The organism is Pseudomonas sp. GW458-11-26-14-LB4, assembly GCF_059423925.1.
In genome coordinates this window covers 39,749-62,946 of record NZ_JBWKYU010000013.1, presented here as the reverse complement: position 1 = coordinate 62,946, position 23,198 = coordinate 39,749, and the positions used below count along the sequence as shown (strand labels likewise).

Sequence of the window (23,198 nt, the reverse complement as noted above, 5' to 3'; positions counted from 1 at the left end):
TGCATCCGGTGTGCTCGTCTATTCTGGCTAAGCTGCATGAGCGAGGGCTTTTGTCGGCTCGGGATCGGGAATTACCGGAGCGTTTATGCGGTGGGCCGTGGGGGCATTACTGGGATTGAGCCTGAACGCAATGGCGTCGCAACCGCCGCTGCGCTTCGTCGTTGCCGACAGCTGGGCGATGCCGATGGTGCAGATCGAACGCGGCCGCCCGACCCAGGGCATCCTCTACGACATGATGCTCAGCCTGGCGACCCAGATCGGCGTGCCAGCACAATTTCACGTCCTGCCCCGCGCCCGGGTACAGAACGCCATGGAACACGGCGAAGTCGACGTGCGCTGCTATGCCGCACAATCCTGGCTGCCGAACCTGTCTGGCGATTACATCTGGAGCCTCCCGCTGTTCTTCCAGCGCGACCTGCTGATCAGCCGTCAGGACCAACCACCCAGCGCCGATCCGGCCCACCTGCCCCGCCAGTCGATCGGCACCGTGCTCGGCTACAGCTACCCCACGCTACAACCGATATTCGACGCCGACCGACTCTGGCGCGAAGACGCGCGCAATCAGGAGCAGGTGCTCGACAAACTGTTGGCCGGGCGCTACCGCTACGCCGTGAGCAATCAATGGACCCTGGACTGGTTCAACCAGCGCCTGCTGCCGGGGCAGCAACTGCAGGCGGTGGCGGTGTTGCAGGAGCAGAAGGTCGGCTGCTATGTGCGCAATGATCCGAACGTGCCGGTGCAGCGGATATTGAGGACGTTGCTGCGGATGAAAATGTCGGGGGAGATTGATGACATTATTCGGTTGTATACCGGGGGCTCGGGCGGCGAGCCGTAAGCCAGACCCTCAATGCCCCGCCGTATCACGAAACCGCTGGTACTCGTGATACTCCACCCACTCGACCACATCGTACGGCACGTATAGCTTCAGCCTGGCCCGGGAGATGGCGATGTACACGGCGCAGATCCGTTGATCGAACGCGTAGGCATCCTTGAATTTCTCGTTGGTCAGCAGCCCCGGCGTCAGCAGCACCTTGTCGAACTCCATGCCTCCCGCCTCTTCCGCGAGCATCAGCAGGCAGCCGTTGCCGGCGTTATCGATCATTCGGTTCAGGCGCGTCAGGTCGGCAATCATGAAGCCGTTTTCCAGCTTGTCCTTGACCCGTAGAAACGACTCGTCGAACTGATTGGCGTCGCACACGGCCTGCCAGTCAGGCAGGTCGCTGAAGTACGGATGCACGCCGTTTTCGCTGAATTCGGAACGGTAGAAGTCAGGTTTGAACAGTTCGATGGCGGTGGCCATGAAATGCTTGAGTTCATCCTGGGTGCGCTTGTCCGGGAATCTGAACTTGCAGTTGGAGTCGTGCAGGTGGATAGCCCAGATCATGCTGTCCCACGGCGATGCCGTCAGCACTATGCAACCCTCGGACGGTACGAAACCTTCCGGGTACTCCTTGATAACAACATCGGCGTCACTGGCGCCTTCGAACGGAATCTTGCCCTTCTGCGAGTGCCGGGCGATCAGCGGATTGACCAGCCGTTCGACGTTGCGACCCGAGCGCACGGAATAGCTGATATCGCTTTGGCGAACCTCACGGTGCCGTTTGACCGGCACACCGCTGGCCTGCTGGTACTCGTCGCCGAGGGTGATCAGCACCTGACGACCGCGCTCGATGATCTGCAACAGGGATCCGGGAATGTCCTGGCTCTCATCGATCAACACGTGCGTGTAGCGCGCCGGCACCACGCAGCCGGCGATGCAGGCGCGCTTGATCATCAGCAGCGCTTCGAACCCGGTCTGGCTGCCCCACGCTGGATTGAGCTCGAGGTAGCCCCACACCCGGCTCGAATACTCCAGCAACACCTGAGCGTCGACGCTGGAGAGTGGCTGGTTGAAATGCGGCAGATGCTTCGCCGAAAACGTGTGATCGCGGAAGCGGCAGTAGCGCTCGATCACTTTGAGGCAGAGCTCAAGGGTCGCCGGCCCGTCGTGGTGGCGGAAACCGAAGATATTCAGTTCCTGCGCCAGCGCCTGACGGGTCGGGATTCGCCCCGCCTCCGCCTGAGGCCTGCGCCCGAGCATCAGCGACTGCGCAAATGCCAGGAAGGTCTTGCCGGCCTTCTTCTCGCTCGGCCCCAGCATGCGCTGACGAAGGACTTCCAGCTTGGCCGGGGTGCGCGCCAGCAACAGGTTTTTTTCCGGGCGTAGATGTTCCAGCAAAGCGACCAGCAGATGGCTTTTGCCGATCCCCGCGTAACCTTGAACGTGCAGGTCTTCGTCCAGGTTGGCGCGGAAGGTTCTGACCAGTTTGTCCTGCGCCGGGCTCAACCAGCGCTCGCGCTGCCGGGGCGTCACGATAGGCTGGGTGAACGGGTCATGGCTGCGATGGCGCCGGACTTTGTATTCGAAATCCCACTGGCCATCGGGCAACAAGTAGTCGCGTGCCGATATTTCTTCGGCCAGCAGAAAACGCAGGTTGAGAGGGTTAAGGACCTTCAGGCCGAAATACAGTTTGCGCGGATCGAACAGTCGCTGCGCTTCCGACAGCAGGCCCGCGGTCGTTGCCTGACGAGTATCCACAGCCCACGCCAACAGCTTGGCCAGAATTTTCTCTGCCGCCACGGCGCCGAGATCCTGCTCTTTCGTCTGCACCAGATTCTGGATGACCAGCACCGCCGCCAACTCCGGATCGGTCAGGCTTTCGAGGGTTTTGGCCCCACCTGCCTGCAACAGGTTCGCGCAGGTTTCATCCGTGACGGGCAAGAACACAGGGCTGGATAGATCGGAATGTTCCGGGAGCATAAAACCTCGCGGCCAGGGCGCGGACCTTGCAAGGTCAATCCTGGCCAGACTCTTCATTTATTTCGGTGGCTGCGAGTATGCGCGATTGCAGGGGAAATGATTACCCCGTGTCGGCGCACTCGGGAGCAGGAGGTTTGGGTACGAGCCGCCAAATCGCAGGCATAAAAAAACCGCAGTGGGCGAAACCCATGCAGTTCAGTCGACGCGTTCGATGTTCGTTAAGGTGGTAACCCTACCAGCCACACCCCGGCACACAATGTTCCCGCTGTGGCTGCTGCCTTCCGGCTCTGACCAGGTTCACGGGTAATCGTTGCGGGGGGACCGATAGGGTCACCATAACGACACTCGCCTGTCGGCGAGCCGCGCCATTGTACCTATCTGAGACGAAGTTACAACCGCTGGTTGAAGATTAAAAATATGAAGGGCTTCAAGCACTTGCTATTGCGCTTGCAGCACCTCGTCCGCGCGGCCGCCCTCTTGCTGGATCACCAGATGAATGAAGTGCAGCTTGGCGATCGCCGCCGGCGGCAGGACGAACGGATAGAAATCCGGCTGGCCCATGCTGCGCGACAGTTCGTTGAGCATCCCCGCCAGTTCGATCCACGCGTTGACGAACGACAGGAACGCCGCGCCGCCAGGATGCTCGGGGTCGTACAGCGTGCTCGACGGAAACGGCTGGTAGTCGAGGTCCATCTCCCGGGCACTCATGCCGAAGCCCAGCGCCGTATCCACCGCGTCCATCATGTGCAGGTAATGCGCCCAGGTTTCCGCCCAGTCTTCCCACGGGTGCATGGTGGCGTAGGCGCTGACGTAATGCTGCGGCCAGTCCGCCGGCGCGCCCTGTTGATAATGCCGCTCCAGCGCCTCGGCATAACTGGCGCGCTCGTCGCCGAACAGGTTGCGGAATGAACCGAGCCACGGGCCGTTGTCGATCAGGCGGTCCCAGTAGTAATGCCCGACCTCATGGCGAAAATGCCCGAGCAGCGTGCGATAGGGTTCGTGCATCTGCGCCCGGACCCGTTCGCGGTGGGCGTCGTCGGCTTCTGCGATATCGAGGGTGATCAGGCCGTTGGCGTGACCGGTCATCGGCGCGTTGCCTTGCAGATCAACGCCGATGAAATCGAAGGCCAGGCCGGTGGCTTCGTCGACGGTTTTCGGGACGACCGGCAGGCCAAGGCTGATCAGTTGCGCCACCAGTCGCCGCTTGGCGATTTCCACTTTGCGCCAGCGTTCGGGGTTTTCCGGGACGGACAGATCGGGGATGGTGCGGTTCAGAGCACAGGCCGCGCACAGGGTGTCGTGATCATTGGCGGGCAGCAGCCAGTTACAGGCTGCCGGTGTATCAAGGTTGGCGCAGCGCCGGAACAGCCCGGCCTCGGGATCGACATCCAGCGTCCAGGTGCCCTCCTGCGGGCCCGGTTGCAGCGAGGTCAGCCGACTGTATTCCGGTTGATAGCCCAGCGCCGCGTTGCAGGCCAGGCACTGACTGTTGCGAAAGAACAGCGACTGGCCGCAACGGCACGGCCAGATTTTGCTGTTGCGCGAGGATTCGCCCATGAACGGCGCGACGATGCGGGAACTGAGCTGCTCGAAAAAGCGGTACATGGCGATCTCTCCCTTGGGCTTGCCAAGACTAGATCATTCCCGCCCAAAGATCGTTCCCACGCTCTGCGTGGGAATGCATACCGTGACGCTCTGCGTCACAGCGGACGCGGAGCGTCCGGGGCGGCATTCCCACGCGGAGCGTGGGAACGATCATCAGGCGCTGATACCGTGTCCTTTCAGGAACGCGATGAACGCCTCCTCATCCATGACCTTCACGCCCAGTTCGTTGGCCTTGGTCAGTTTCGACCCGGCGCCCGGCCCGGCGACCACGCAATGAGTCTTGGCCGACACGGAGCCGGCGACCTTGGCGCCGAGGCTTTCCAGGTGTTCCTTGGCCACGTCGCGGCTCATCAGCTCGACCTTGCCGGTCAGTACCCAGGTCTCCCCGGCCAATGGCAGGCCTTCGACGACTTTCTTTTCGCTCTGCCAGTGCATGCCGAAATCGCGCAGTTGCTTCTCGGCGTCTTCAGCCAGTTGACGATGCTCGGGCAAGGCGAAAAACTCGCGAACCGAATTGGCCTGCTTTTCCGGCAATGCCTGGCGCATGTCCAGCCAGTCAGCGTTCATCACGCCTTCCAGCGTTTCGAACTTGTCCGCCAGCTTCTGCGCCCCGCCCGGCCCGACCGAAGGAATGTGCAGCTTGTCGAGGAAGCCGCCCAGCGTGGTGCTGGCGGCAAACTCGGCGCCCAGCTCGCCCTGATCCTGAATCTGCAAACCGTGGCCCAGCAGCTCGGTGATCACCTGCTGGTTGTGCGCATCTTCGAAGAAGCTGTGAATCTCGTGCGCCACTTCCAGGCCGATGTCTGGCAGGTACGTCAGCACTTGCGGCAAGGCTTGCTGAACACGCTCCAGCGACCCCAGCGAACGCGCCAGCACCTTGGCCGTCTCTTCGCCGACATCCGGAATGCCCAGCGCATAGATGAAGCGCGCCAGACCCGGCTTCTTGCTGTCCTCGATAGCGGCCAGCAACTTGTTGCTCGACACTTCGGCAAAACCTTCGAGGTCGACGATGTCATCGAACTTCAGCGCGTAAAGATCGGCCGGCGAACTGACCAGACCTTCATCGACCAGTTGCTCGACGCTCTTGTCGCCAAGGCCTTCGATGTCCATCGCGCGACGGGAGACGAAGTGAATGATCGCCTGCTTGAGCTGCGCACCACAGGCCAGTCGGCCGACGCAGCGATACACCGCACCTTCGCTGATGGTTTCCTTGCCCTTGCTGCGTTTCACCAGTTGCGTGCGTTCGACATGGGAGCCACAAACCGGGCAGCTCTCGGGAATCTGCACAGGGCGCGCGTCTTCAGGGCGGCGCTCCATGACCACTTGCACCACTTGCGGTATCACGTCACCGGCGCGGCGAATGATCACTGTGTCGCCGATCATCAGGCCCAACCGGGCGACTTCATCCATGTTGTGCAGCGTGGCGTTGGCCACGGTGACGCCGGCGACCTTGACCGGTTTCAACCGCGCCACAGGGGTGACGGCGCCGGTGCGGCCGACCTGGAATTCCACGTCGACCAGTTCGGTGAGTTCTTCCATCGCCGGAAATTTGTGGGCGATGGCCCAGCGTGGTTCACGGGCGCGGAAGCCCAGCTCGCGCTGGTCGGCAATGCTGTTGACCTTGAACACCACGCCGTCGATTTCATAGGCCAGCGAATTACGGCGCTCACCGATATCGCGGTAGTAGTCCAGGCATTCACCGATGCCCTTGGCCAGTTTCAATTCGTGGCTGATCGGCATGCCCCAGGCTTGCAGTTGCTTGAGGTTGCCGATGTGGGTGTCGGAAATATCGTGAGAGACCTGACCGATGCCGTAGCAGCAGAATTCCAGCGGACGGTTGGCGGTGATCTTCGAATCCAGCTGTCGCAGGCTGCCGGCGGCGGCGTTGCGCGGGTTGGCGAAGGTCTTGCCGCCGACTTCCAGTTGCGAGGCGTTGAGGCGTTCGAAACCGGCCTTGGACATGAACACTTCGCCGCGCACTTCCAGGGTCGCCGGCCAGCCCGTGCCGTGCAGCTTCAGCGGGATGTTGCGCACCGTGCGCACGTTGACGCTGATGTCTTCGCCGGTGGTGCCGTCGCCACGCGTGGCGCCGCGCACCAGCACGCCATCCTGATACAGCAGGCTGACCGCCAGGCCATCGAGTTTCGGCTCGCAGCTGTATTCCACCGCCGCGCCACCGCCGAACAGGTCGCCGGCCGGGAGATCCAGACCTTCGGTCACCCGGCGATCGAACTCGCGCATGTCGGTTTCTTCGAAGGCGTTGCCGAGGCTGAGCATCGGCACTTCGTGACGCACCTGGGTGAACGCGGTCAGCGCCACGCTGCCGACACGCTGGGTCGGCGAGTCGCTGGTGATCAGTTCCGGATTGGCCGCTTCCAGCGCCTTGAGCTCGTGGAACAACCGGTCGTACTCGGCATCCGGAATGCTCGGCTCATCGAGGACGTGGTAACGGTAGTTGTGCTGATCGAGTTCAGCGCGCAGCTCTAGAATGCGGTCTTTGGCGGCAGTCATGGGTGTTCTCTCATAAAGCAAAAGAGCAGCCGAGGCTGCTCAATCTATTTTGCCGATTGCCCCTTTATTGCGAGGCAACCTTTTCGATCAACGCTTCTGGGTCAGGGCGCGACGTTCGAATTCGACGATGCGCTGACGGTAGTGCTCGATGGTCTGCGCGGTCAGGACGCTGCGCTGGTCATCTTTCAACTCGCCGTTCAGTTCCTGGGACAGCTTGCGGGCTGCCGCCACCATCACATCGAAGGCCTGCTTCGGATGACGCGGGCCTGGCAGGCCGAGGAAGAAGCTCACCGCCGGGGTGCTGAAATGGTCGATGTCGTCCAGATCGAAAATGCCCGGCTTGACCGCGTTGGCCATGGAGAACAGCACTTCACCGTTGCCGGCCATGCTTTCGTGGCGGTGGAAAATATCCATCTCGCCGAAACGCAGACCGCTTTCCAGAATGTTCTGCAACAGTGCCGGGCCCTTGAAGCCGGCCGGGTCGCGGCAGATCACGCTGATCACCAGCACTTCCTCGGCTTGTGGCTGATCTTTATCAGCAACCGCCGGCGACGACTTAGCAACAGGCTCGACGAAATCATCGTCGCGGCTGCTGAAGCTCGGGCCGCCGTCCAGATCCAGATCGAGGTTCAGGTCGCCCTGGGCCGGACCGTTGCTGCCGCGCTTGCCGCGCTTGGAACCGGATTCGCGAGGCTCGCGTGCTTCGCGGGCCGGCATGCTCACCGATGGCAGATCGTGTTCGTCCAGTTGCGGCTCTTTATGTGTATCCAGCACGCGGGCCGGGCCCAACAGCTCAGCGCTGGTGTCCTCGTCCGGCAGGTTGGACAGACTTCGGTCAAGACGGAATTTCAGTTTTCCCTTGCCGCCGCGCATACGGCGCCAGCCATCGAAAAGAATACCGGCTATCACAATGATGCCGATGACGATCAGCCACTCGCGCAGACCGATTTCCATGTAATCCCGTGCCTCTATAAAAAATGCTGAAAAATAAGGGGTTTACACTGTGCAAACCGCTTTAAAACGTGGCGCCAACTCTATGTTCTGACAGGCGTTTTGCCCACGTATACGAAAAATTGACATTAAACTAGCACGACCAAAGACAACTTTACACCGTCTGTCTCATTGGCTTGCGCGATTATGTCGATTGGCCAGCAAGTCGAAGCCGGTAAATATGTCCTACAGACTACAAATACCTTTTCCGACAGCGCCGGCTCAGGCATCCACCATCGCCATCGCCTCCTCGACATCCACGGCTACCAGTCGCGAACAACCCGGCTCGTGCATCGTCACCCCCATCAACTGGTCAGCCATTTCCATGGCGATCTTGTTGTGGGTGATATAGATGAACTGCACGGTCTGCGACATCTCTTTGACCAATCGTGCGTAGCGTCCAACGTTAGCGTCATCCAGTGGTGCGTCAACTTCATCGAGCATGCAGAACGGCGCCGGATTCAATTTGAAGATCGCAAAAACCAGTGCCAGTGCCGTCAGGGCTTTCTCGCCGCCGGAGAGCAAATGGATGGTGCTGTTCTTCTTCCCGGGCGGCTGCGCCATGATCGTCACCCCTGTATCGAGTAGATCTTCGCCCGTCAGTTCCAAATAGGCGCGTCCGCCACCGAAAACTTTCGGGAAAAGCGCCTGTAAACCGCCATTGATCTGATCAAAGGTATCTTTGAAACGGTTACGGGTTTCCTTGTCGATCTTGCGGATGACGTTTTCCAGGGTCTCCAGTGCTTCGACCAGATCGGCGTCCTGGGCATCCAGATAACGTTTACGCTCGGATTGTTGCGTGTATTCGTCGATCGCCGCGAGGTTGATCGCGCCCAGGCGCTGAATGCGCGCGGCAATGCGTTCAAGTTCTTCTTCGGCAGCCTTCTCGCTGGCCTCGGCGGTCAGGGTGTTGAGCACGCCGTGCAGATCGTAGCCGTCTTCCAGCAATTGATCCTGCAGGGCCTTGCGGCGCACGGTCAGGGCTTGCCATTCCATGCGTTGCTGTTCGAGCTGGCCACGGATCAATTGCGATTGCTGCTCGGCCTGGGTCCGGCGTTTTTCCGCGTCGCGCAGTTCGCGATCGGCATCTTCCAGGGCGATCTGCGCGGTCTTGAGTTCGTCGTCGACGCTCATGCGCTTGTCGAGCAACTCTTCGAGTTTGAGGCGCAACTCTTCCAGCGGCGCCTCGCCCTCCTCCAGATTCAGGCTGAGCTGTTCACGTTTTTCGGTGAGGCGCTCGGCCTGCATTTCCAGACGTTCAAGGGCCTGGCGGGTCGAATCGTGTTGTGCGCGCAGCGAGCCGAGGCGCACGGCCAATTGATGGGCGTGATCCTTGTGCTGACGCGCTTCCTGACGCACCCGATCCAGGCGTTCGCGCAGGCTGTCGCGCTGGGCCAGCAGCAATTCGCGCTGCTCGGTGTCGAGGGCCATGGCGTCGAGAGCATCCTGCAACTGGATCCGCGCTTCGCCGATGTTTTCGTGTTCCAGCTCGCGCTGCTCGGCGAGCTCGACCAGTTCTTCGTCGAGGCGGGTGCGACGCAGGTTCAACTGCTCGGCCTTGGCCTTACCGGCGGAAAGCTGAGCTTTCAGTTCGCCTTGCTGACGGGCTTCGTCCTGCAACAGTCGACGCAAATGTTCGCGACCGTTTTCCTGCTGACGCTGTTGCGCGCGCAGGGTCTGCAGACGGGCTTCCATGGCCTCGACCGTGGCTTCACGCTCTTCGCGTTCCGCATGCAGCGATTCGATTTCCTGGCCGCGCGCAAGCATGCCGCTTTCGGCTTCACTGGCGCGGCGCACCCGCAGGAAGTGCCGGCCGACCCAGTAACCGTCACGGCTGATCAAGCTCTGCCCGGCAGCCAGTTGGCCGCGCAGGGCCAGCGCCTGTTCAAGGCTGTCGACCGGCTTGACCTGAGCGAGCCAGGGCGACAAATCCACCTGCGCCTCGACCTTGTCCAGCAGGCTGCCGGCCACGCGCACGCCGTCATTGCCGGGGCTGAGCAAACGCAGATCGCCCTGGGCAAAACCAGACAGATCGAAGCCGTCGAAATCATCCACCAGCACCGCTTGCAGGTCGGCGCCGAGCACGGTTTCCACCGCCAGCTCCCAACCGGCCTCGACCTTCAGGCCTTCGGCCAGACGCGGGCGCTCGGCGAGGTTGTGTTCCTTCAGCCATTCGGCAGTGCCGGTGCCCGGATCGAGCGCGGCCTGCTGCAAGGCTTCCAGCGATGCAAGGCGACCATTGAGGCGCTGCAAATCGCCCTGCGCCTGTTGCTGCGCGGTCAGCGCTTGCTGCAATTCCTGGCGCAGTTGCTCGAGTTTTTCGACCTGGGCTTCTTCGCTGGTCTGCAAATCTTCAAGGGTGGCTTCGGACTCGGCGAGCTGTTCGCTGAGTTCCATGATCGCCGCGTCTTCCGGATCGGCCGACAGCAGCGCGCGCTCTTCGCCCAGACGCTTTTGCCGATCGGCCAGGCGCTCCATGCTGGTTTCCAGCTGCTGGATGCGCGACTGCTGCACTTCGGCCTGACGACGGGGTTCGGCGGCGGTCAGATTGAAGGCGTCCCACTGCTCCTGCCAGCCGTGCATGACGGCTTCGGAATCTTCCAGCGCAGCGGCAGCTTCTTCGGCCGCGGCGTTGGTGATTTCCTGCTCGGGGGTCAGTTGATCGAGCTCTTCGCCGAGGGTCAGCAGCAAGGTGCGGTCGTGGCCCAGGTGCGATTCGGTTTCGAGGCGTGCGCGCTCGGCTTCTTTCAAATCGTCCTGCAATTGGCGCAAGCGCTGCTGGCCGTGCTGGATGCTCTGCTCGACCCGGGCGATGTCGCCGCCGACCGAATAGAAGCGCCCCTGCACCAGATTGAAGCGCTCGGACAGGTCATGGTGCCCGTCGCGCAGGCGTTCAATCGCCGCGTCGGCGTTGCGCTGTTCGGCGACCAGCGCTTCAAAGCTGATTTCCTGGTTGCCGATGATCGATTCGCGCTGACCGACCTGATCGTTCAGATCCTGCCAGCGCAGGGCCGACAGTTGCGCCTTGAGCTGGCGTTCTTCAGCCTTGTATTCCTGATACTTCTTGGCGGCCTCGGCCTGCCGGTGCAGGCGTTCGAGCTGGCGCTCGAGTTCTTCGCGCAGGTCAGTCAGACGGGCAAGGTTTTCGTGAGTGCGGCGGATGCGGTTTTCAGTCTCGCGCCGACGCTCCTTGTACTTGGAGATGCCGGCGGCTTCTTCGATGAAGTTACGCAGGTCTTCCGGCTTGGACTCGATCAGCTTGGAGATCATCCCCTGCTCGATGATCGAGTAGCTGCGCGGGCCGAGGCCGGTGCCGAGGAAAATGTCGGTGATGTCGCGACGACGGCATTTGGCGCCGTTGAGGTAATAAGTCGTCTGGCTGTCGCGGGTCACTTTGCGGCGAATCGAGATTTCCGCATACGCCGCCCACTCGCCCAGCAGCGTGCCGTCGGAGTTGTCGAACACCAGTTCGATGCTCGCCTGGCTCACCGGTTTGCGGCTGGTCGAGCCGTTGAAGATGACGTCGGTCATCGACTCGCCACGCAGGTTCTTGGCCGAGCTTTCGCCCATCACCCAGCGCACGGCGTCGATGATGTTCGACTTGCCGCAACCGTTCGGCCCGACGACCGCCGCCATGTTGCTGGGGAAGTTCACCGTGGTCGGATCGACGAAGGATTTGAACCCCGCCAGCTTGATGCACTTGAGCCGCAAGGTCAGGCAACCGTCAGGGCGGACACCACCAGATCGCAGCTGCGCTGGGCGTAAGCCGTCAGCACGATGCGGATCTGCGGCAGGTCACGGGCGAGGACGGCGGCGAGCAGGCGTTCGAACAGTTCGAGGAACTCGCTCATCTCGGCCTTGCGCTGTTCCAGCGCGAGGAAATACGCACGGCTCATGGCCGGTTGCAGGTTCTCGACGGTTTCCTGCAGGTACGGGTTGTTGGCGAACGGATACGCGGCGCGCATCACGTTGAAGCTGTCGTCGACGAAGGTGCGGATGTCCTGACGCTCGTAGCTGGCGGTCAGGCGCTGCTGGATCTGCACGAACGGCGCCATGTCGCACTGGACTTGCCAGCCATTGGCCACTGCGTTGCCGAGCAGGATGTACAACTCGCTCATCAGCGTGCACAGGCTCTGCACCTTGTGCGCCGTAAGCTCAGTGACATGGGCGCCACGGCGCGGCAGGATCGCGATCAGGTGACGGCGCTCGAGGATCAGCAAGGCTTCGCGGACCGAGCCGCGGCTGACGTTCAGCGCCAGCGTGACCTTCTGTTCCTGGATACGCTCTCCCGGCTTCATTTCGCCGCGAATGATCCGTTCGGCGAGGTGGTGAGCGATTTGCTCGGCGAGGCTGTCCGGCGCCTTGAACGTCATGGTTGTCCTTCAAACTCTTCGATCTGCACAAGCGGCGCAGTGTAGCGCAATGCGCGGTCATGGCGGAGTGCCCGCACAGCGGTTTTTGGCACGAATCCCGCAAAAAAGCGCTTGATCCAATGAGGGTCAATACTGAAGAGACACGTGGTTGAGCGACAAAACGGTTTTTCCTGACCTTTAAGTCAGAAAACCATTGACCGAAAAGTCAGACCTGCTAAATTCGGCTCAAGTCGCTCAACAACAATAATGAGTCTGCGAGGCCTTCCGTGATCCAGTTTTTACTTAACCAGGAACTCCGTAGCGAGCACGCCCTGGACCCGAACCTGACTGTGCTCAACTACCTGCGCGAACACGTGGGTAAATCCGGCACCAAAGAAGGCTGCGCCAGCGGTGACTGCGGCGCCTGTACGGTGGTGGTCGGCGAGTTGCAGACGGATGACGATGGCCGCGAGCACATTCGCTATCGCAGCCTCAACTCGTGCCTGACGTTCGTTTCGTCGCTGCACGGCAAGCAATTGATCAGCGTCGAAGACCTCAAGCACAAGGGCGAACTGCACAGCGTGCAGAAAGCCATGGTCGAATGCCACGGTTCGCAGTGCGGTTTCTGCACCCCCGGTTTCGTGATGTCACTGTTCGCCCTGCAAAAGAACAGCGATGCACCGGATCAGGCCAAGGCCCACGAAGCGCTGGCCGGCAACCTTTGCCGCTGCACCGGCTACCGGCCGATCCTGGCTGCCGCCGAGCAATCCTGCTGCGGCAAGCAACCGGATCAGTTCGACGCTCGCGAAGCCGAAACCATCTCCCGCCTCAAAGCCATTGCCCCGACATCGATCGGCGAACTCAACAGCGGCGACAAACGCTGCCTGGTGCCGCTGACCGTGGCCGATCTGGCCGATCTCTACGACGCTTATCCACAGGCTCGCCTGCTGGCCGGCGGCACTGATCTGGCGCTGGAAGTCACTCAGTTCCACCGCACCCTGCCGGTGATGATCTACGTCGGCAACGTCGCCGAAATGAAGCGCATCGAGCACTTCGACGATCGCATCGAAATCGGCGCCGCCACCGCCCTCTCCGACTGCTACGAAGCGCTGAACGCCGAGTACCCGGACTTCGGCGAACTGCTGCACCGCTTCGCCTCGCTGCAGATCCGCAACCAGGGCACCCTCGGCGGCAACATCGGCAACGCCTCGCCGATCGGTGACTCGCCACCGCTGCTGATTGCCCTCGGCGCGCAGATCGTGCTGTGCAAGGGCGAGACCCGCCGCACGCTGGCCCTCGAGGATTACTTCATCGATTACCGGGTTACCGCACGTCAGGAAAGCGAGTTCATCGAGAAGATCATCGTCCCACGTGCCACGGCCGAGCAGCGCTTCCGCGCCTACAAAGTCTCCAAGCGTCTGGACGACGACATCTCTGCCGTCTGCGCCGCGTTCAACCTGCGCGTCGAAAACGGCGTGATCACCGACGCCCGCGTCGCCTTCGGTGGCATGGCCGCAATCCCGAAACGCGCCGCTCATTGCGAAGCCGTGCTGCTCGGCCAGCCGTTCAACAATGCGGTGATCGAACGCGCCTGCTCCGCGCTGGGCGAGGATTTCACCCCGCTCTCGGACTTCCGCGCCAGCAAGGAATACCGCCTGCTCAGCGCGCAGAACCTGCTGCGCAAATACTTCATCGAACTGCAAACACCGCACATCGAGACTCGGGTGACCGCTTATGTCTAACCATCACGGCGTAGAGAAAACTCAAGCTGAACTGGCTGAATTGTTCGCCAAGGACCTGACCACCGGCGTCGGCCGCAGCGTCAAGCACGACAGCGCCGCCAAGCATGTGTCCGGTGAAGCGCAGTACATCGATGACCGGCTCGAATTCCCCAACCAGTTGCACGTTTACGCACGGCTGTCGGATCGCGCCCACGCGAAAATCATCAGCATCGACACCCAGCCCTGCTACGCCTTCGAAGGCGTACGCATCGCCATCACCCACGAAGATGTGCCGGGCCTGAAAGACATCGGCCCGCTGCTGCCGGGCGATCCGCTGCTGGCTATCGATGACGTACAGTTCGTCGGTCAACCGGTGCTGGCCGTGGCCGCAAAAGATCTGGAAACCGCACGCAAGGCCGCCATGGCCGCGATCATTGAATACGAAGATCTGGAGCCGGTGCTGGACGTGGTCGAAGCCCTGCGCAAACGACACTTCGTGCTCGACAGCCACACCCATCAGCGCGGCGATTCGACCACGGCTCTGGCCACGGCCGAACATCGTATTCAGGGCACGCTGCACATCGGCGGCCAAGAACACTTCTATCTGGAAACCCAGATCTCCTCGGTGATGCCGACCGAAGATGGCGGCATGATCGTTTACTGCTCGACCCAGAACCCCACCGAAGTGCAGAAACTGGTGGCCGAAGTTCTCGATGTGTCGATGAACAAGATCGTGGTCGACATGCGCCGCATGGGCGGTGGTTTCGGCGGCAAGGAAACCCAGGCCGCCAGCCCGGCGTGCCTGTGCGCCGTGATTGCGCACCTCACCGGCCAGCCGACCAAGATGCGCCTGCCACGGGTCGAAGACATGCTGATGACCGGCAAGCGTCACCCGTTCTACGTCGAGTACGACGTCGGCTTCGACAGCACCGGGCGCCTGCACGGCATCGCCATGGACCTGGCCGGTAACTGCGGCTGCTCGCCTGACCTATCGGCCTCGATCGTTGACCGGGCGATGTTCCACTCGGACAACTCGTACTACCTGGGCGATGCGACCATCAACGGTCACCGCTGCAAGACCAACACCGCGTCGAACACTGCCTACCGTGGTTTCGGCGGCCCGCAAGGAATGGTCGCGATCGAGGAAGTGATGGACGCCATCGCCCGTCACCTGAACCTCGATCCGCTGGCCGTGCGCAAGGCCAACTACTACGGCAAGACCGAGCGCAACGTCACCCACTACTACCAGACCGTCGAGCACAACATGCTCGAGGAGATGACCGCTGAACTGGAAGAAAGCAGCCAGTACGCCGAGCGTCGCGAAGCGATCCGTCGCTACAACGCCAACAGCCCGATCCTGAAAAAAGGCCTGGCGCTGACCCCGGTGAAATTCGGCATTTCCTTCACTGCCAGCTTCCTCAATCAGGCCGGTGCGCTGGTGCACGTCTACACCGACGGCAGCATCCACCTGAACCACGGCGGCACGGAAATGGGCCAGGGTCTGAACACCAAAGTCGCGCAGGTCGTGGCCGAAGTGTTCCAGGTGGAAATGGACCGCGTGCAGATCACTGCGACCAACACCGACAAAGTGCCGAACACCTCACCAACCGCAGCCTCCAGCGGCGCCGACCTCAACGGCAAAGCGGCGCAGAACGCTGCCGAAACAATCAAGCAGCGGCTGGTCGAATTCGCCGCGCGGCACTACAAGGTCAGTGAAGAGGACGTGGAATTCCACAACGGCCACGTGCGCGTTCGCGACCACATCCTGACCTTCGAAGCGCTGATCCAGCTGGCGTATTTCAATCAGGTGTCGCTGTCGAGCACCGGGTTCTACAAGACCCCGAAAATCTACTACGACCGCAGCCAGGCCCGTGGCCGGCCGTTCTACTACTTCGCCTTCGGCGCGGCGTGCTGCGAAGTGATCGTCGACACCCTGACCGGCGAGTACAAAATGCTGCGTACCGACATCCTCCACGACGTCGGCGCCTCGCTGAACCCGGCCATCGACATCGGCCAGGTCGAGGGCGGTTTCGTTCAGGGCATGGGCTGGCTGACCATGGAAGAACTGGTGTGGAACAACAAGGGCAAGCTGATGACCAACGGCCCGGCCAGCTACAAGATCCCGGCCGTGGCGGACATGCCGCTGGACCTGAGGGTGAAACTGGTGGAAAACCGCAAGAACCCGGAAGACACGGTGTTCCACTCCAAGGCTGTGGGTGAGCCGCCTTTCATGCTCGGCATCGCCGCGTGGTGCGCGATCAAGGATGCGGTGGCCAGCCTCGGCGACTACAAGCATCAACCGAAGATCGACGCGCCGGCGACCCCGGAGCGGGTGTTGTGGGGTTGCGAGCAAATGCGCCAGCTCAAGGCGGTGAAAGCCGTCGAAGCTGAAACCGAGGTCGTTTGATGATCGTTCCCACGCTCTGCGTGGGAATGCAGCCGGCGACGCTCTGCGTCGCATCCTGAACAGCGGACGCGGAGCGTCCAGTGATGCATTCCCACGCGACGGTTCGACGCCTCGACGTGGGAACGATCTGAGAGGTGAGATATGTACAACTGGATCGACGCCCTCGCCGACCTGCAGAACCAGGGCGAACCCTGTGTTCTGGTGACGATCATCGAAGAGCTCGGCTCGACGCCGCGCAATGCCGGCTCGAAGATGGTCGTCAGCGCCCGCCAGACGTTCGACACCATCGGTGGCGGGCACTTGGAATACAAAGCCATGCAGATCGCCCGCGAGATGCTCGCCAGCGGCAAGCAGGACACCCATCTGGAGCGCTTCAGCCTCGGCGCCAGCCTCGGCCAGTGCTGCGGCGGCGCCACGGTGCTGCTGTTCGAACCGATGGGCCAGATGCAGGCGCAGATCGCCGTGTTCGGCGCCGGTCATGTCGGTCGCGCGCTGGTACCCTTGCTCGCCAGCCTGCCCTGCCGGGTGCGTTGGATCGATTCCCGGGAAGAGGAATTCCCCGAGCAGATTCCCCACGGCGTGCGCAAAATCGTCGCCGAGGAGCCTGTGGATGAAATCGACGACCTGCCCGCCGGCAGCTACTGCATCGTCATGACCCACAACCATCAGCTGGATCTGGAACTCACCGCCGCGATCCTCAAGCGCAACGACTTTACCTGGTTCGGCCTGATCGGTTCGAAAACCAAACGGGCCAAGTTCGAACATCGCCTGCGTGACCGTGGCTTCGACGCCAGCGTCGTGCAACGCATGCGCTGCCCGATGGGCATCGGCGAAGTCAAAGGCAAGTTGCCTGTGGAAATCGCCATCTCCATCGCCGGCGAAATCATCGCCACCTATAACGCCAATTTCGGCCAGCACACCGCCAGCGCCGAACCGATTGCCAAACTGCTGCCGGTTTCGCGCCGCAGTCAGGCCGCCACACTCAAAGCCTCAAACTGATTAGAGAACCCTCATGCCTCTGACTCGCAAAGCCTACCGCGCCGCCATCCTGCACAGCATCGCCGACCCTGCCGAGGTCGGCATCGAAGCCTCCTACGAGTATTTCGAGGACGGCCTGCTGGTGGTCGATGACGGCAAGATCAGCGCCCTCGGCCACGCCAGCGAACTGCTGCCGACCCTGCCGGCGGACATCGAGATCACGCATCACAAGGATGCGCTGATCACCCCGGGCTTCATCGACACCCACATCCACCTGCCGCAGACCGGCATGGTCGGCGCCTATGGCGAGCAACTGCTGGACTGGCTGAACACCTACACCTTCCCGTGCGAAAGCCAGTTCGCCGACAAGGCCCACGCCGATGAAGTGGCGGACATTTTCATCAAGGAACTGCTGCGCAACGGCACCACCACCGCGCTGGTGTTCGGCAGCGTGCATCCGCAATCGGTGAACTCGTTCTTCGAAGCGGCCGAGAAGCTGGATCTGCGGATGATCGCCGGCAAGGTGATGATGGACCGCAACGCGCCGGACTACCTGACCGACACCCCGGAATCGAGCTACGTCGACAGCAAGGCGCTGATCGAGCGCTGGCACGGCAAGGGTCGTCTGCACTATGCCGTCACCCCGCGTTTCGCCCCGACCAGCACCCCGGAACAGCTGACCCTCGCCGGCCAGTTGCTCAGCGAATACCCGGATCTGTACATGCAGACCCACATCAGCGAAAACCTCAAGGAAGTCGAGTGGGTCAAGGCGCTGTTCCCTGAGCGCAAGGGCTATCTGGACGTCTACGACCACTACCAATTGCTCGGCGAGCGCTCGGTGTTCGCCCACGGCGTGCACCTGTGCGACGACGAATGTGCGCGTCTGGCGGAGACCGGTTCGGCGGTTGCGTTCTGCCCGACCTCGAACTTCTTCCTCGGCAGCGGCCTGTTCAACCTGCCGATGGCCGAGAAGCACAAACTGAACGTCGGCCTCGGGACTGACGTCGGCGGCGGCACCAGTTTCTCGCTGCTGCAAACCCTGAACGAAGCCTACAAGGTGATGCAACTGCAAGGCGCACGCCTGAGCCCGTTCAAATCGCTATACCTCGCTACCCTCGGCGGCGCGCGGGCACTGCGTCTGGAAGACAGGATCGGCAACCTGCAACCAGGCTCCGACGCCGACTTCCTGGTGCTGGACTACAACGCCACGCCGCTGCTGAGCTACCGCTTGAAGCAGGCCAACAACATTGCCGAAACGCTGTTCGTGCTGATGACCCTGGGCGATGACCGCACTGTGGCTCAGACCTATGCGGCGGGCGCGCTGGTGCACCAGCGCTAACTGATCGCTTGATCGTTCCCACGCTCCGCGTGGGAATGCAGCCCGTGACGCTCCGCGTCACTGGACGCGGAGCGTCCCCAGAGGCATTCCCACGCAGAGCGTGGGAACGATCAGACGGACAAAAAAAATCCCCCGGTACTTTGCAGTCCGGGGGATTTTTATTGCCTGTCGATTCGCCTCAGAGCTTGACCGCCGGACGCCCTGGCTTCTTGGTCTGCAACAGGTGCGAGAACACTGCATGCAGATCGTCCGAAGCACTTTCCTCGTCGAGGTTGAGCTTGCTGTCGATGTGATCCATGTGATGCATCATCAGGTCCACCGCCAGCTCGCCATTGCGCGCTTCGATGGCATCGATCAACTGGGTGTGCTCGTCGTAGGAACAGTGCGAGCGGTTGCCGCTTTCATATTGGGCAATGATCAGCGACGTCTGCGAAACCAGGCTGCGCTGGAAGCTGATCAACGGCGCGTTCTTCGCCGCTTCGGCCAGTTTCAGGTGGAATTCACCCGAGAGACGGATGCCGGCACCGCGATCGCCACGGGAGAAGCTGTCGCGCTCGTCGTTGACCATCTGGCGCAGTTCGGCGATCTGCTCGGCGGTGGCGTGTTGCACCGCCAGCTCGGTGATCGCGCGTTCCACCAGACGTCGGGCGAGGAACACCTGACGCGCCTCTTCAACGCTCGGGCTGGCAACGACTGCGCCACGGTTCGGCCGCAACAGCACCACGCCTTCATGGGCCAGACGCGAGAGCGCGCGGCGAATGATGGTGCGGCTGACCCCGAAAATTTCCCCCAGCGCTTCTTCGCTCAACTTTGTGCCGGGCGCCAGGCGCTGTTCGAGGATGGCCTCGAAGATATGCGCATAGACAATATCGTCCTGGGTTCCGCTGCGGCCGGCTTTGCCTGCTCGCGGTTGTTTCTTGAGGGGTTGCAACTGTTCGTTCATGGGCACTCGAGTCGGGAAGAACGGCGGCGAATTGACCGTGACTGTAATACGGCACAGTGGGTCGCTGGCAAGTATCGCGTAAAAAACAGCGCGATTGTACACAATGGAAGGTGGCAACACGACTGTACGGCTGTTTGTGGCTTCGGCTGTATTGCAACGCTCCGTTACGTTTGAGTTTAGGCTTAAACCCGAAATCCGTGGTTTGAACAAGGAACGCCGCTGTCATGAACGAAATTACCCACACCCGACTGCGCCCGCTGGCGGACACATCGCCCTCCGCCATCGTCGCCGGGTTCATCGCGATGATGACCGGCTACACCAGTTCGCTGGTGCTGATGTTCCAGGCAGGGCAAGCGGCGGGCCTGACCAGCGGGCAGATTTCGTCGTGGATCTGGGCGATCTCCATCGGCATGGCGGTGTGTTCGATCGGCCTGTCGCTGCGCTATCGCACGCCAATCACGATTGCCTGGTCGACGCCCGGCGCGGCGCTGCTGATCACCAGTCTTGGCGGCGTGAGCTACGGCGAAGCCATCGGTGCCTACATTACCTGCGCGGTGCTGGTGACCATTTGCGGCCTGACCGGCAGCTTCGAACGGCTGGTGAAAAAGATCCCGGCCTCCCTCGCCGCCGCGCTGCTGGCGGGGATTCTGTTCAAGATTGGCAGCGAAATCTTCGTCGCCGCGCAACACCGCACCGGTCTGGTGCTGGGGATGTTCTTCACTTATCTCATCGTCAAACGCCTGTCGCCACGCTATGCGGTGCTTGCCGCGCTGCTGATCGGCACCGCGCTGTCGGGTTTCATGGGTTTGCTGGACTTCAGCGGCTTTCATCTGGAAGTGGCGACACCGGTCTGGACCACGCCGCACTTTTCCCTGGCCGCGACCATCAGCATCGGCATTCCGCTGTTTGTCGTAGCGATGACCTCGCAAAACATGCCCGGCATCGCCGTGCTGCGGGCCGACGGCTACAACGTCCCGGCCTCGCCGCTGATCACCTCCACCGGCATCGCGTCCCTGCTGCTGGCGCCGTTTGGTTCCCACGGCATCAACCTCGCAGCGATCAGCGCGGCGATCTGCACCGGGCCGCATGCCCATGAGGATCGCAACAAACGTTACACCGCTGCGGTGTGGTGCGGGATTTTCTACGGGATTGCCGGGGTGTTCGGCGCCACGCTGGCGGCGCTGTTCGCCGCGCTGCCGAAGGAATTGGTGCTGTCGATTGCCGCACTGGCGCTTTTCGGCTCGATCATCAACGGCTTGAGCATCGCCATGACCGAGGTGAAGGAACGGGAAGCGGCGCTGATCACTTTCATGGTCACGGCGTCGGGGCTGACGCTGTTTTCCATCGGTTCGGCGTTCTGGGGGATTGTCGCGGGGGTGTTGACCTTGCTGATCCTCAACTGGCGCAAGGCTTGAGGCCTCGTTAAAAAGCAGGCATAAAAAAACGGCGACCCTCAGGTCGCCGTTTTTTTCAGTATCACTTAGCCGGGTTGATCGGCTTTTCCGGATACCAAACGTCCAGCAGCGGGCTGATTTCAGTAGAAGTCAGCTCGGAGCGGGTTTTCAGCCAGGCTTCAACAGCAGCGCGCTGCTCTTCGGAGACCGAACCACGCTTCTGCAGGCAAACCAGACCGAAGTCGTCGCCGCCGACATAGCCCAGACCGTTGGCTTCCATGGCTTCTTTGATGAATGCTTCGAGGAAAGCGTCAATGGCTTCTTCGGACAGGTCTTCTTTGAAGCCCAGGTTCAGTTCGAAACCCAGCTCTTGAAATTCATCGACGCACAGTTTTTTGCGCAGACGCTGGGAACGGTTAGTCGCCATTGGAACAATCCTCTTAAGTAATAACGGCCGGCACTTTACCAGTTTAAGCCGGCGATTGCCCGACTCTCTGGGACGTGCGTGCGACCGCCTGTAAAAAAATAACGAATTGGCGCCCTTGCGAAAGGCACAAGCTGTTACACCTTGGGGCATAATGCCGACACTTTCATGACCACTGAGGGCCTTTTCATCCATGTCCTCGTCTTTTTTCCCCTCGGCTGTAGGGTTTTATTTCATATGATCAAATCGTTGCGTCCTCTGCTCCTGGCCGGTCTTCTTCTGCCGCTGGCCCTGCCCGTCTCCGCTGCCACCATCAACACCGCCCTGACCCCCAACGTCGAAAAAGCCCTCAAGGCCAGCAAGCTGCAGCCCACCGCCCTGTCGCTGGTGATGGTGCCGCTGGACGGCCCGGGCACGCCGACCGTGTACAACGCCGACGTCTCGGTCAACCCGGCCTCGACCATGAAGCTGGTCACCACGTACGCGGCGCTGGAAATGCTCGGCCCCAACCATCAGTGGAAAACCGAGTTCTACACCGACGGCGACCTGAACGGCGGGATCCTCAACGGCAACCTCTACCTCAAGGGTGGCGGCGATCCGAAGCTGAACATGGAAAAACTCTGGCTGCTGATGCGCGACCTGCGTGCCAACGGCGTAACCCAGGTCACCGGTGATCTGGTATTGGATCGCAGCTTCTTCGTGCAGCCGCAACTGCCGGAATTCAACGATGACGGCAACGACGAGAACAAGCCGTTCCTGGTCAAGCCGGATTCACTGCTGGTCAACCTCAAGGCCCTGCGTTTCGTGGCCCGCAACGACAATGGTCGGGTGTTGATCTCGGTTGAACCGCCGATTGCCAGCATCAACATCGAAAACACCGTCAAAGCGCTCAACTCCAAACAATGCACCGGCGGCGTGCGCTACAACCCGGTGCCGCAAGCCGATGGCAGCGTGACCGTGACCGTGGCCGGCCAGTTGGGCGAAGGCTGCAGCTCGCAGACTTATCTGTCGCTGCTCGACCACGCGACCTACACCGCCGGCGCCGTGCGGGCGATCTGGAAGGAACTGGGCGGCAGCATCCAGGGCAAGGATCGTCTGGCCCCGACCCCGAGCAGCGCCAAAGTGCTGGCCCGCGCGTTTTCGCCGGATCTGGCGGAAATCATCCGCGACATCAACAAGTACAGTAACAACACCATGGCTCAGCAGCTGTTCCTGAGCCTGGGCCAGAAATTCCGCAACGACGCCGACGGCGATGACGCCAAGGCCGCGCAACGCGTGGTGCGTCAGTGGCTGGCGAAGAAAGGCATCACCGCGCCGCACCTGGTGATGGAGAACGGCTCCGGTCTGTCGCGCTCCGAGCGAGTCAGTGCCCGTGAAATGGCCAGCATGCTGCAAGCGGCCTGGCACAGCCCGTACGCCGCCGAGTACATCAGCTCGCTGCCGATTGCCGGCACCGACGGCACCATGCGCAAACGCCTGAAGACCACCGCGATGCGCGGCGAAGCCCACGTCAAGACCGGCACCCTGAACACCGTACGGGCGATTGCCGGCTTCAGCCGCGACGTCAACGGCAACACCTGGGCGGTGGTGGCGATCCTCAACGATAAGGCCCCGTTCGGTGCGTCGTCGGTGCTGGATCAGGTGCTGCTGGATCTCTACAAACAGCCGCGGACGCCGCAGACTGCTTCGGTTCTGTAATCCCCCGTACATGATTGTTCCCACGCTCTGCGTGCG

At 61.6% G+C, this 23,198-nt stretch carries 15 protein-coding genes and 1 other RNA gene; 7 read left to right on the top strand and 9 right to left on the bottom strand.

From position 1 onward, the window contains the following. The first annotated feature begins 85 nt into the window (after nucleotides 1-85). Nucleotides 86-835 carry a substrate-binding periplasmic protein gene (locus AC07XZ_RS18190; RefSeq protein WP_102686956.1) on the top strand — a complete coding sequence of 250 codons (750 nt, stop codon included), beginning with the start codon at nucleotides 86-88 and terminating at the stop codon, nucleotides 833-835. 9 nt (nucleotides 836-844) lie between these two features. Here AC07XZ_RS18190 and AC07XZ_RS18185 read toward each other — a convergent pair whose 3' ends face one another. From AC07XZ_RS18185 to AC07XZ_RS18155, 7 genes are all read right to left on the bottom strand, one after another. Beyond that, complete coding sequence (locus AC07XZ_RS18185; protein WP_102686955.1) at nucleotides 845-2,800, bottom strand: hypothetical protein; 1,956 nt, start codon at nucleotides 2,798-2,800, stop codon at nucleotides 845-847. Between the two features lie 230 nt (nucleotides 2,801-3,030). Next, an RNA gene (gene ffs, locus AC07XZ_RS18180) (signal recognition particle sRNA small type) lies at nucleotides 3,031-3,127 on the bottom strand. 111 nt (nucleotides 3,128-3,238) lie between these two features. Continuing rightward, nucleotides 3,239-4,405, bottom strand: a complete 1,167-nt coding sequence (locus tag AC07XZ_RS18175) for a zinc-binding metallopeptidase family protein (RefSeq protein WP_102686954.1) — start codon at nucleotides 4,403-4,405, stop codon at nucleotides 3,239-3,241. Between the two features lie 153 nt (nucleotides 4,406-4,558). After that, the gene (ligA, locus tag AC07XZ_RS18170; RefSeq protein ID WP_102686953.1) at nucleotides 4,559-6,916 is read right to left on the bottom strand and encodes an NAD-dependent DNA ligase LigA; all 2,358 of its coding nucleotides are present in this window, start codon (nucleotides 6,914-6,916) and stop codon (nucleotides 4,559-4,561) included. 87 nt (nucleotides 6,917-7,003) lie between these two features. After that, nucleotides 7,004-7,870 (bottom strand): cell division protein ZipA, encoded by an 867-nt coding sequence (gene zipA, locus AC07XZ_RS18165; protein ID WP_102686952.1) that lies wholly within the window; start codon nucleotides 7,868-7,870, stop codon nucleotides 7,004-7,006. A gap of 258 nt (nucleotides 7,871-8,128) precedes the next feature. Then, the gene (smc, locus tag AC07XZ_RS18160) at nucleotides 8,129-11,617 is read right to left on the bottom strand and encodes a chromosome segregation protein SMC (protein WP_102686951.1); all 3,489 of its coding nucleotides are present in this window, start codon (nucleotides 11,615-11,617) and stop codon (nucleotides 8,129-8,131) included. Between the two features lie 2 nt (nucleotides 11,618-11,619). After that, nucleotides 11,620-12,279 (bottom strand): GntR family transcriptional regulator, encoded by a 660-nt coding sequence (locus AC07XZ_RS18155; protein WP_102686950.1) that lies wholly within the window; start codon nucleotides 12,277-12,279, stop codon nucleotides 11,620-11,622. 266 nt (nucleotides 12,280-12,545) lie between these two features. Here AC07XZ_RS18155 and xdhA point away from each other — a divergent pair, with 266 nt between their 5' ends. From xdhA to guaD, 4 genes are all read left to right on the top strand, one after another. Continuing rightward, on the top strand, nucleotides 12,546-14,000 hold the full coding sequence (gene xdhA, locus AC07XZ_RS18150; RefSeq protein WP_102686949.1) for a xanthine dehydrogenase small subunit: 1,455 nt from the start codon (nucleotides 12,546-12,548) through the stop codon (nucleotides 13,998-14,000). Continuing rightward, a complete protein-coding gene (gene xdhB, locus AC07XZ_RS18145) occupies nucleotides 13,993-16,386 on the top strand; it encodes a xanthine dehydrogenase molybdopterin binding subunit (protein WP_102686948.1) in 2,394 nt (797 codons plus the stop codon). The genes xdhA and xdhB overlap by 8 nt, the downstream gene beginning before the upstream one ends. 141 nt (nucleotides 16,387-16,527) lie before the next feature. Continuing rightward, nucleotides 16,528-17,385: a xanthine dehydrogenase accessory protein XdhC gene (xdhC, locus tag AC07XZ_RS18140; protein WP_102686947.1), complete on the top strand. Its 858-nt coding sequence runs from the start codon at nucleotides 16,528-16,530 to the stop codon at nucleotides 17,383-17,385. Between the two features lie 13 nt (nucleotides 17,386-17,398). Continuing rightward, nucleotides 17,399-18,703: a guanine deaminase gene (gene guaD / locus AC07XZ_RS18135; protein ID WP_085747899.1), complete on the top strand. Its 1,305-nt coding sequence runs from the start codon at nucleotides 17,399-17,401 to the stop codon at nucleotides 18,701-18,703. Nucleotides 18,704-18,881: 178 nt separating this feature from the next. Here guaD and AC07XZ_RS18130 read toward each other — a convergent pair whose 3' ends face one another. Continuing rightward, nucleotides 18,882-19,646 (bottom strand): GntR family transcriptional regulator, encoded by a 765-nt coding sequence (locus AC07XZ_RS18130; RefSeq protein ID WP_007952027.1) that lies wholly within the window; start codon nucleotides 19,644-19,646, stop codon nucleotides 18,882-18,884. A gap of 224 nt (nucleotides 19,647-19,870) precedes the next feature. On the opposite strand from AC07XZ_RS18130, the gene AC07XZ_RS18125 reads away from it, so the two are divergent. Beyond that, complete coding sequence (locus AC07XZ_RS18125) at nucleotides 19,871-21,061, top strand: benzoate/H(+) symporter BenE family transporter (RefSeq protein ID WP_085747900.1); 1,191 nt, start codon at nucleotides 19,871-19,873, stop codon at nucleotides 21,059-21,061. A 61-nt stretch (nucleotides 21,062-21,122) separates the two neighbouring features. Here AC07XZ_RS18125 and AC07XZ_RS18120 read toward each other — a convergent pair whose 3' ends face one another. Continuing rightward, nucleotides 21,123-21,467 (bottom strand): YggL family protein, encoded by a 345-nt coding sequence (locus AC07XZ_RS18120; protein ID WP_085747901.1) that lies wholly within the window; start codon nucleotides 21,465-21,467, stop codon nucleotides 21,123-21,125. A 234-nt stretch (nucleotides 21,468-21,701) separates the two neighbouring features. On the opposite strand from AC07XZ_RS18120, the gene dacB reads away from it, so the two are divergent. After that, entirely contained in the window at nucleotides 21,702-23,162 is a 1,461-nt protein-coding gene (dacB, locus tag AC07XZ_RS18115) for a D-alanyl-D-alanine carboxypeptidase/D-alanyl-D-alanine endopeptidase (protein ID WP_007952030.1), read from the top strand. Nucleotides 23,163-23,198 lie beyond the last annotated feature (36 nt).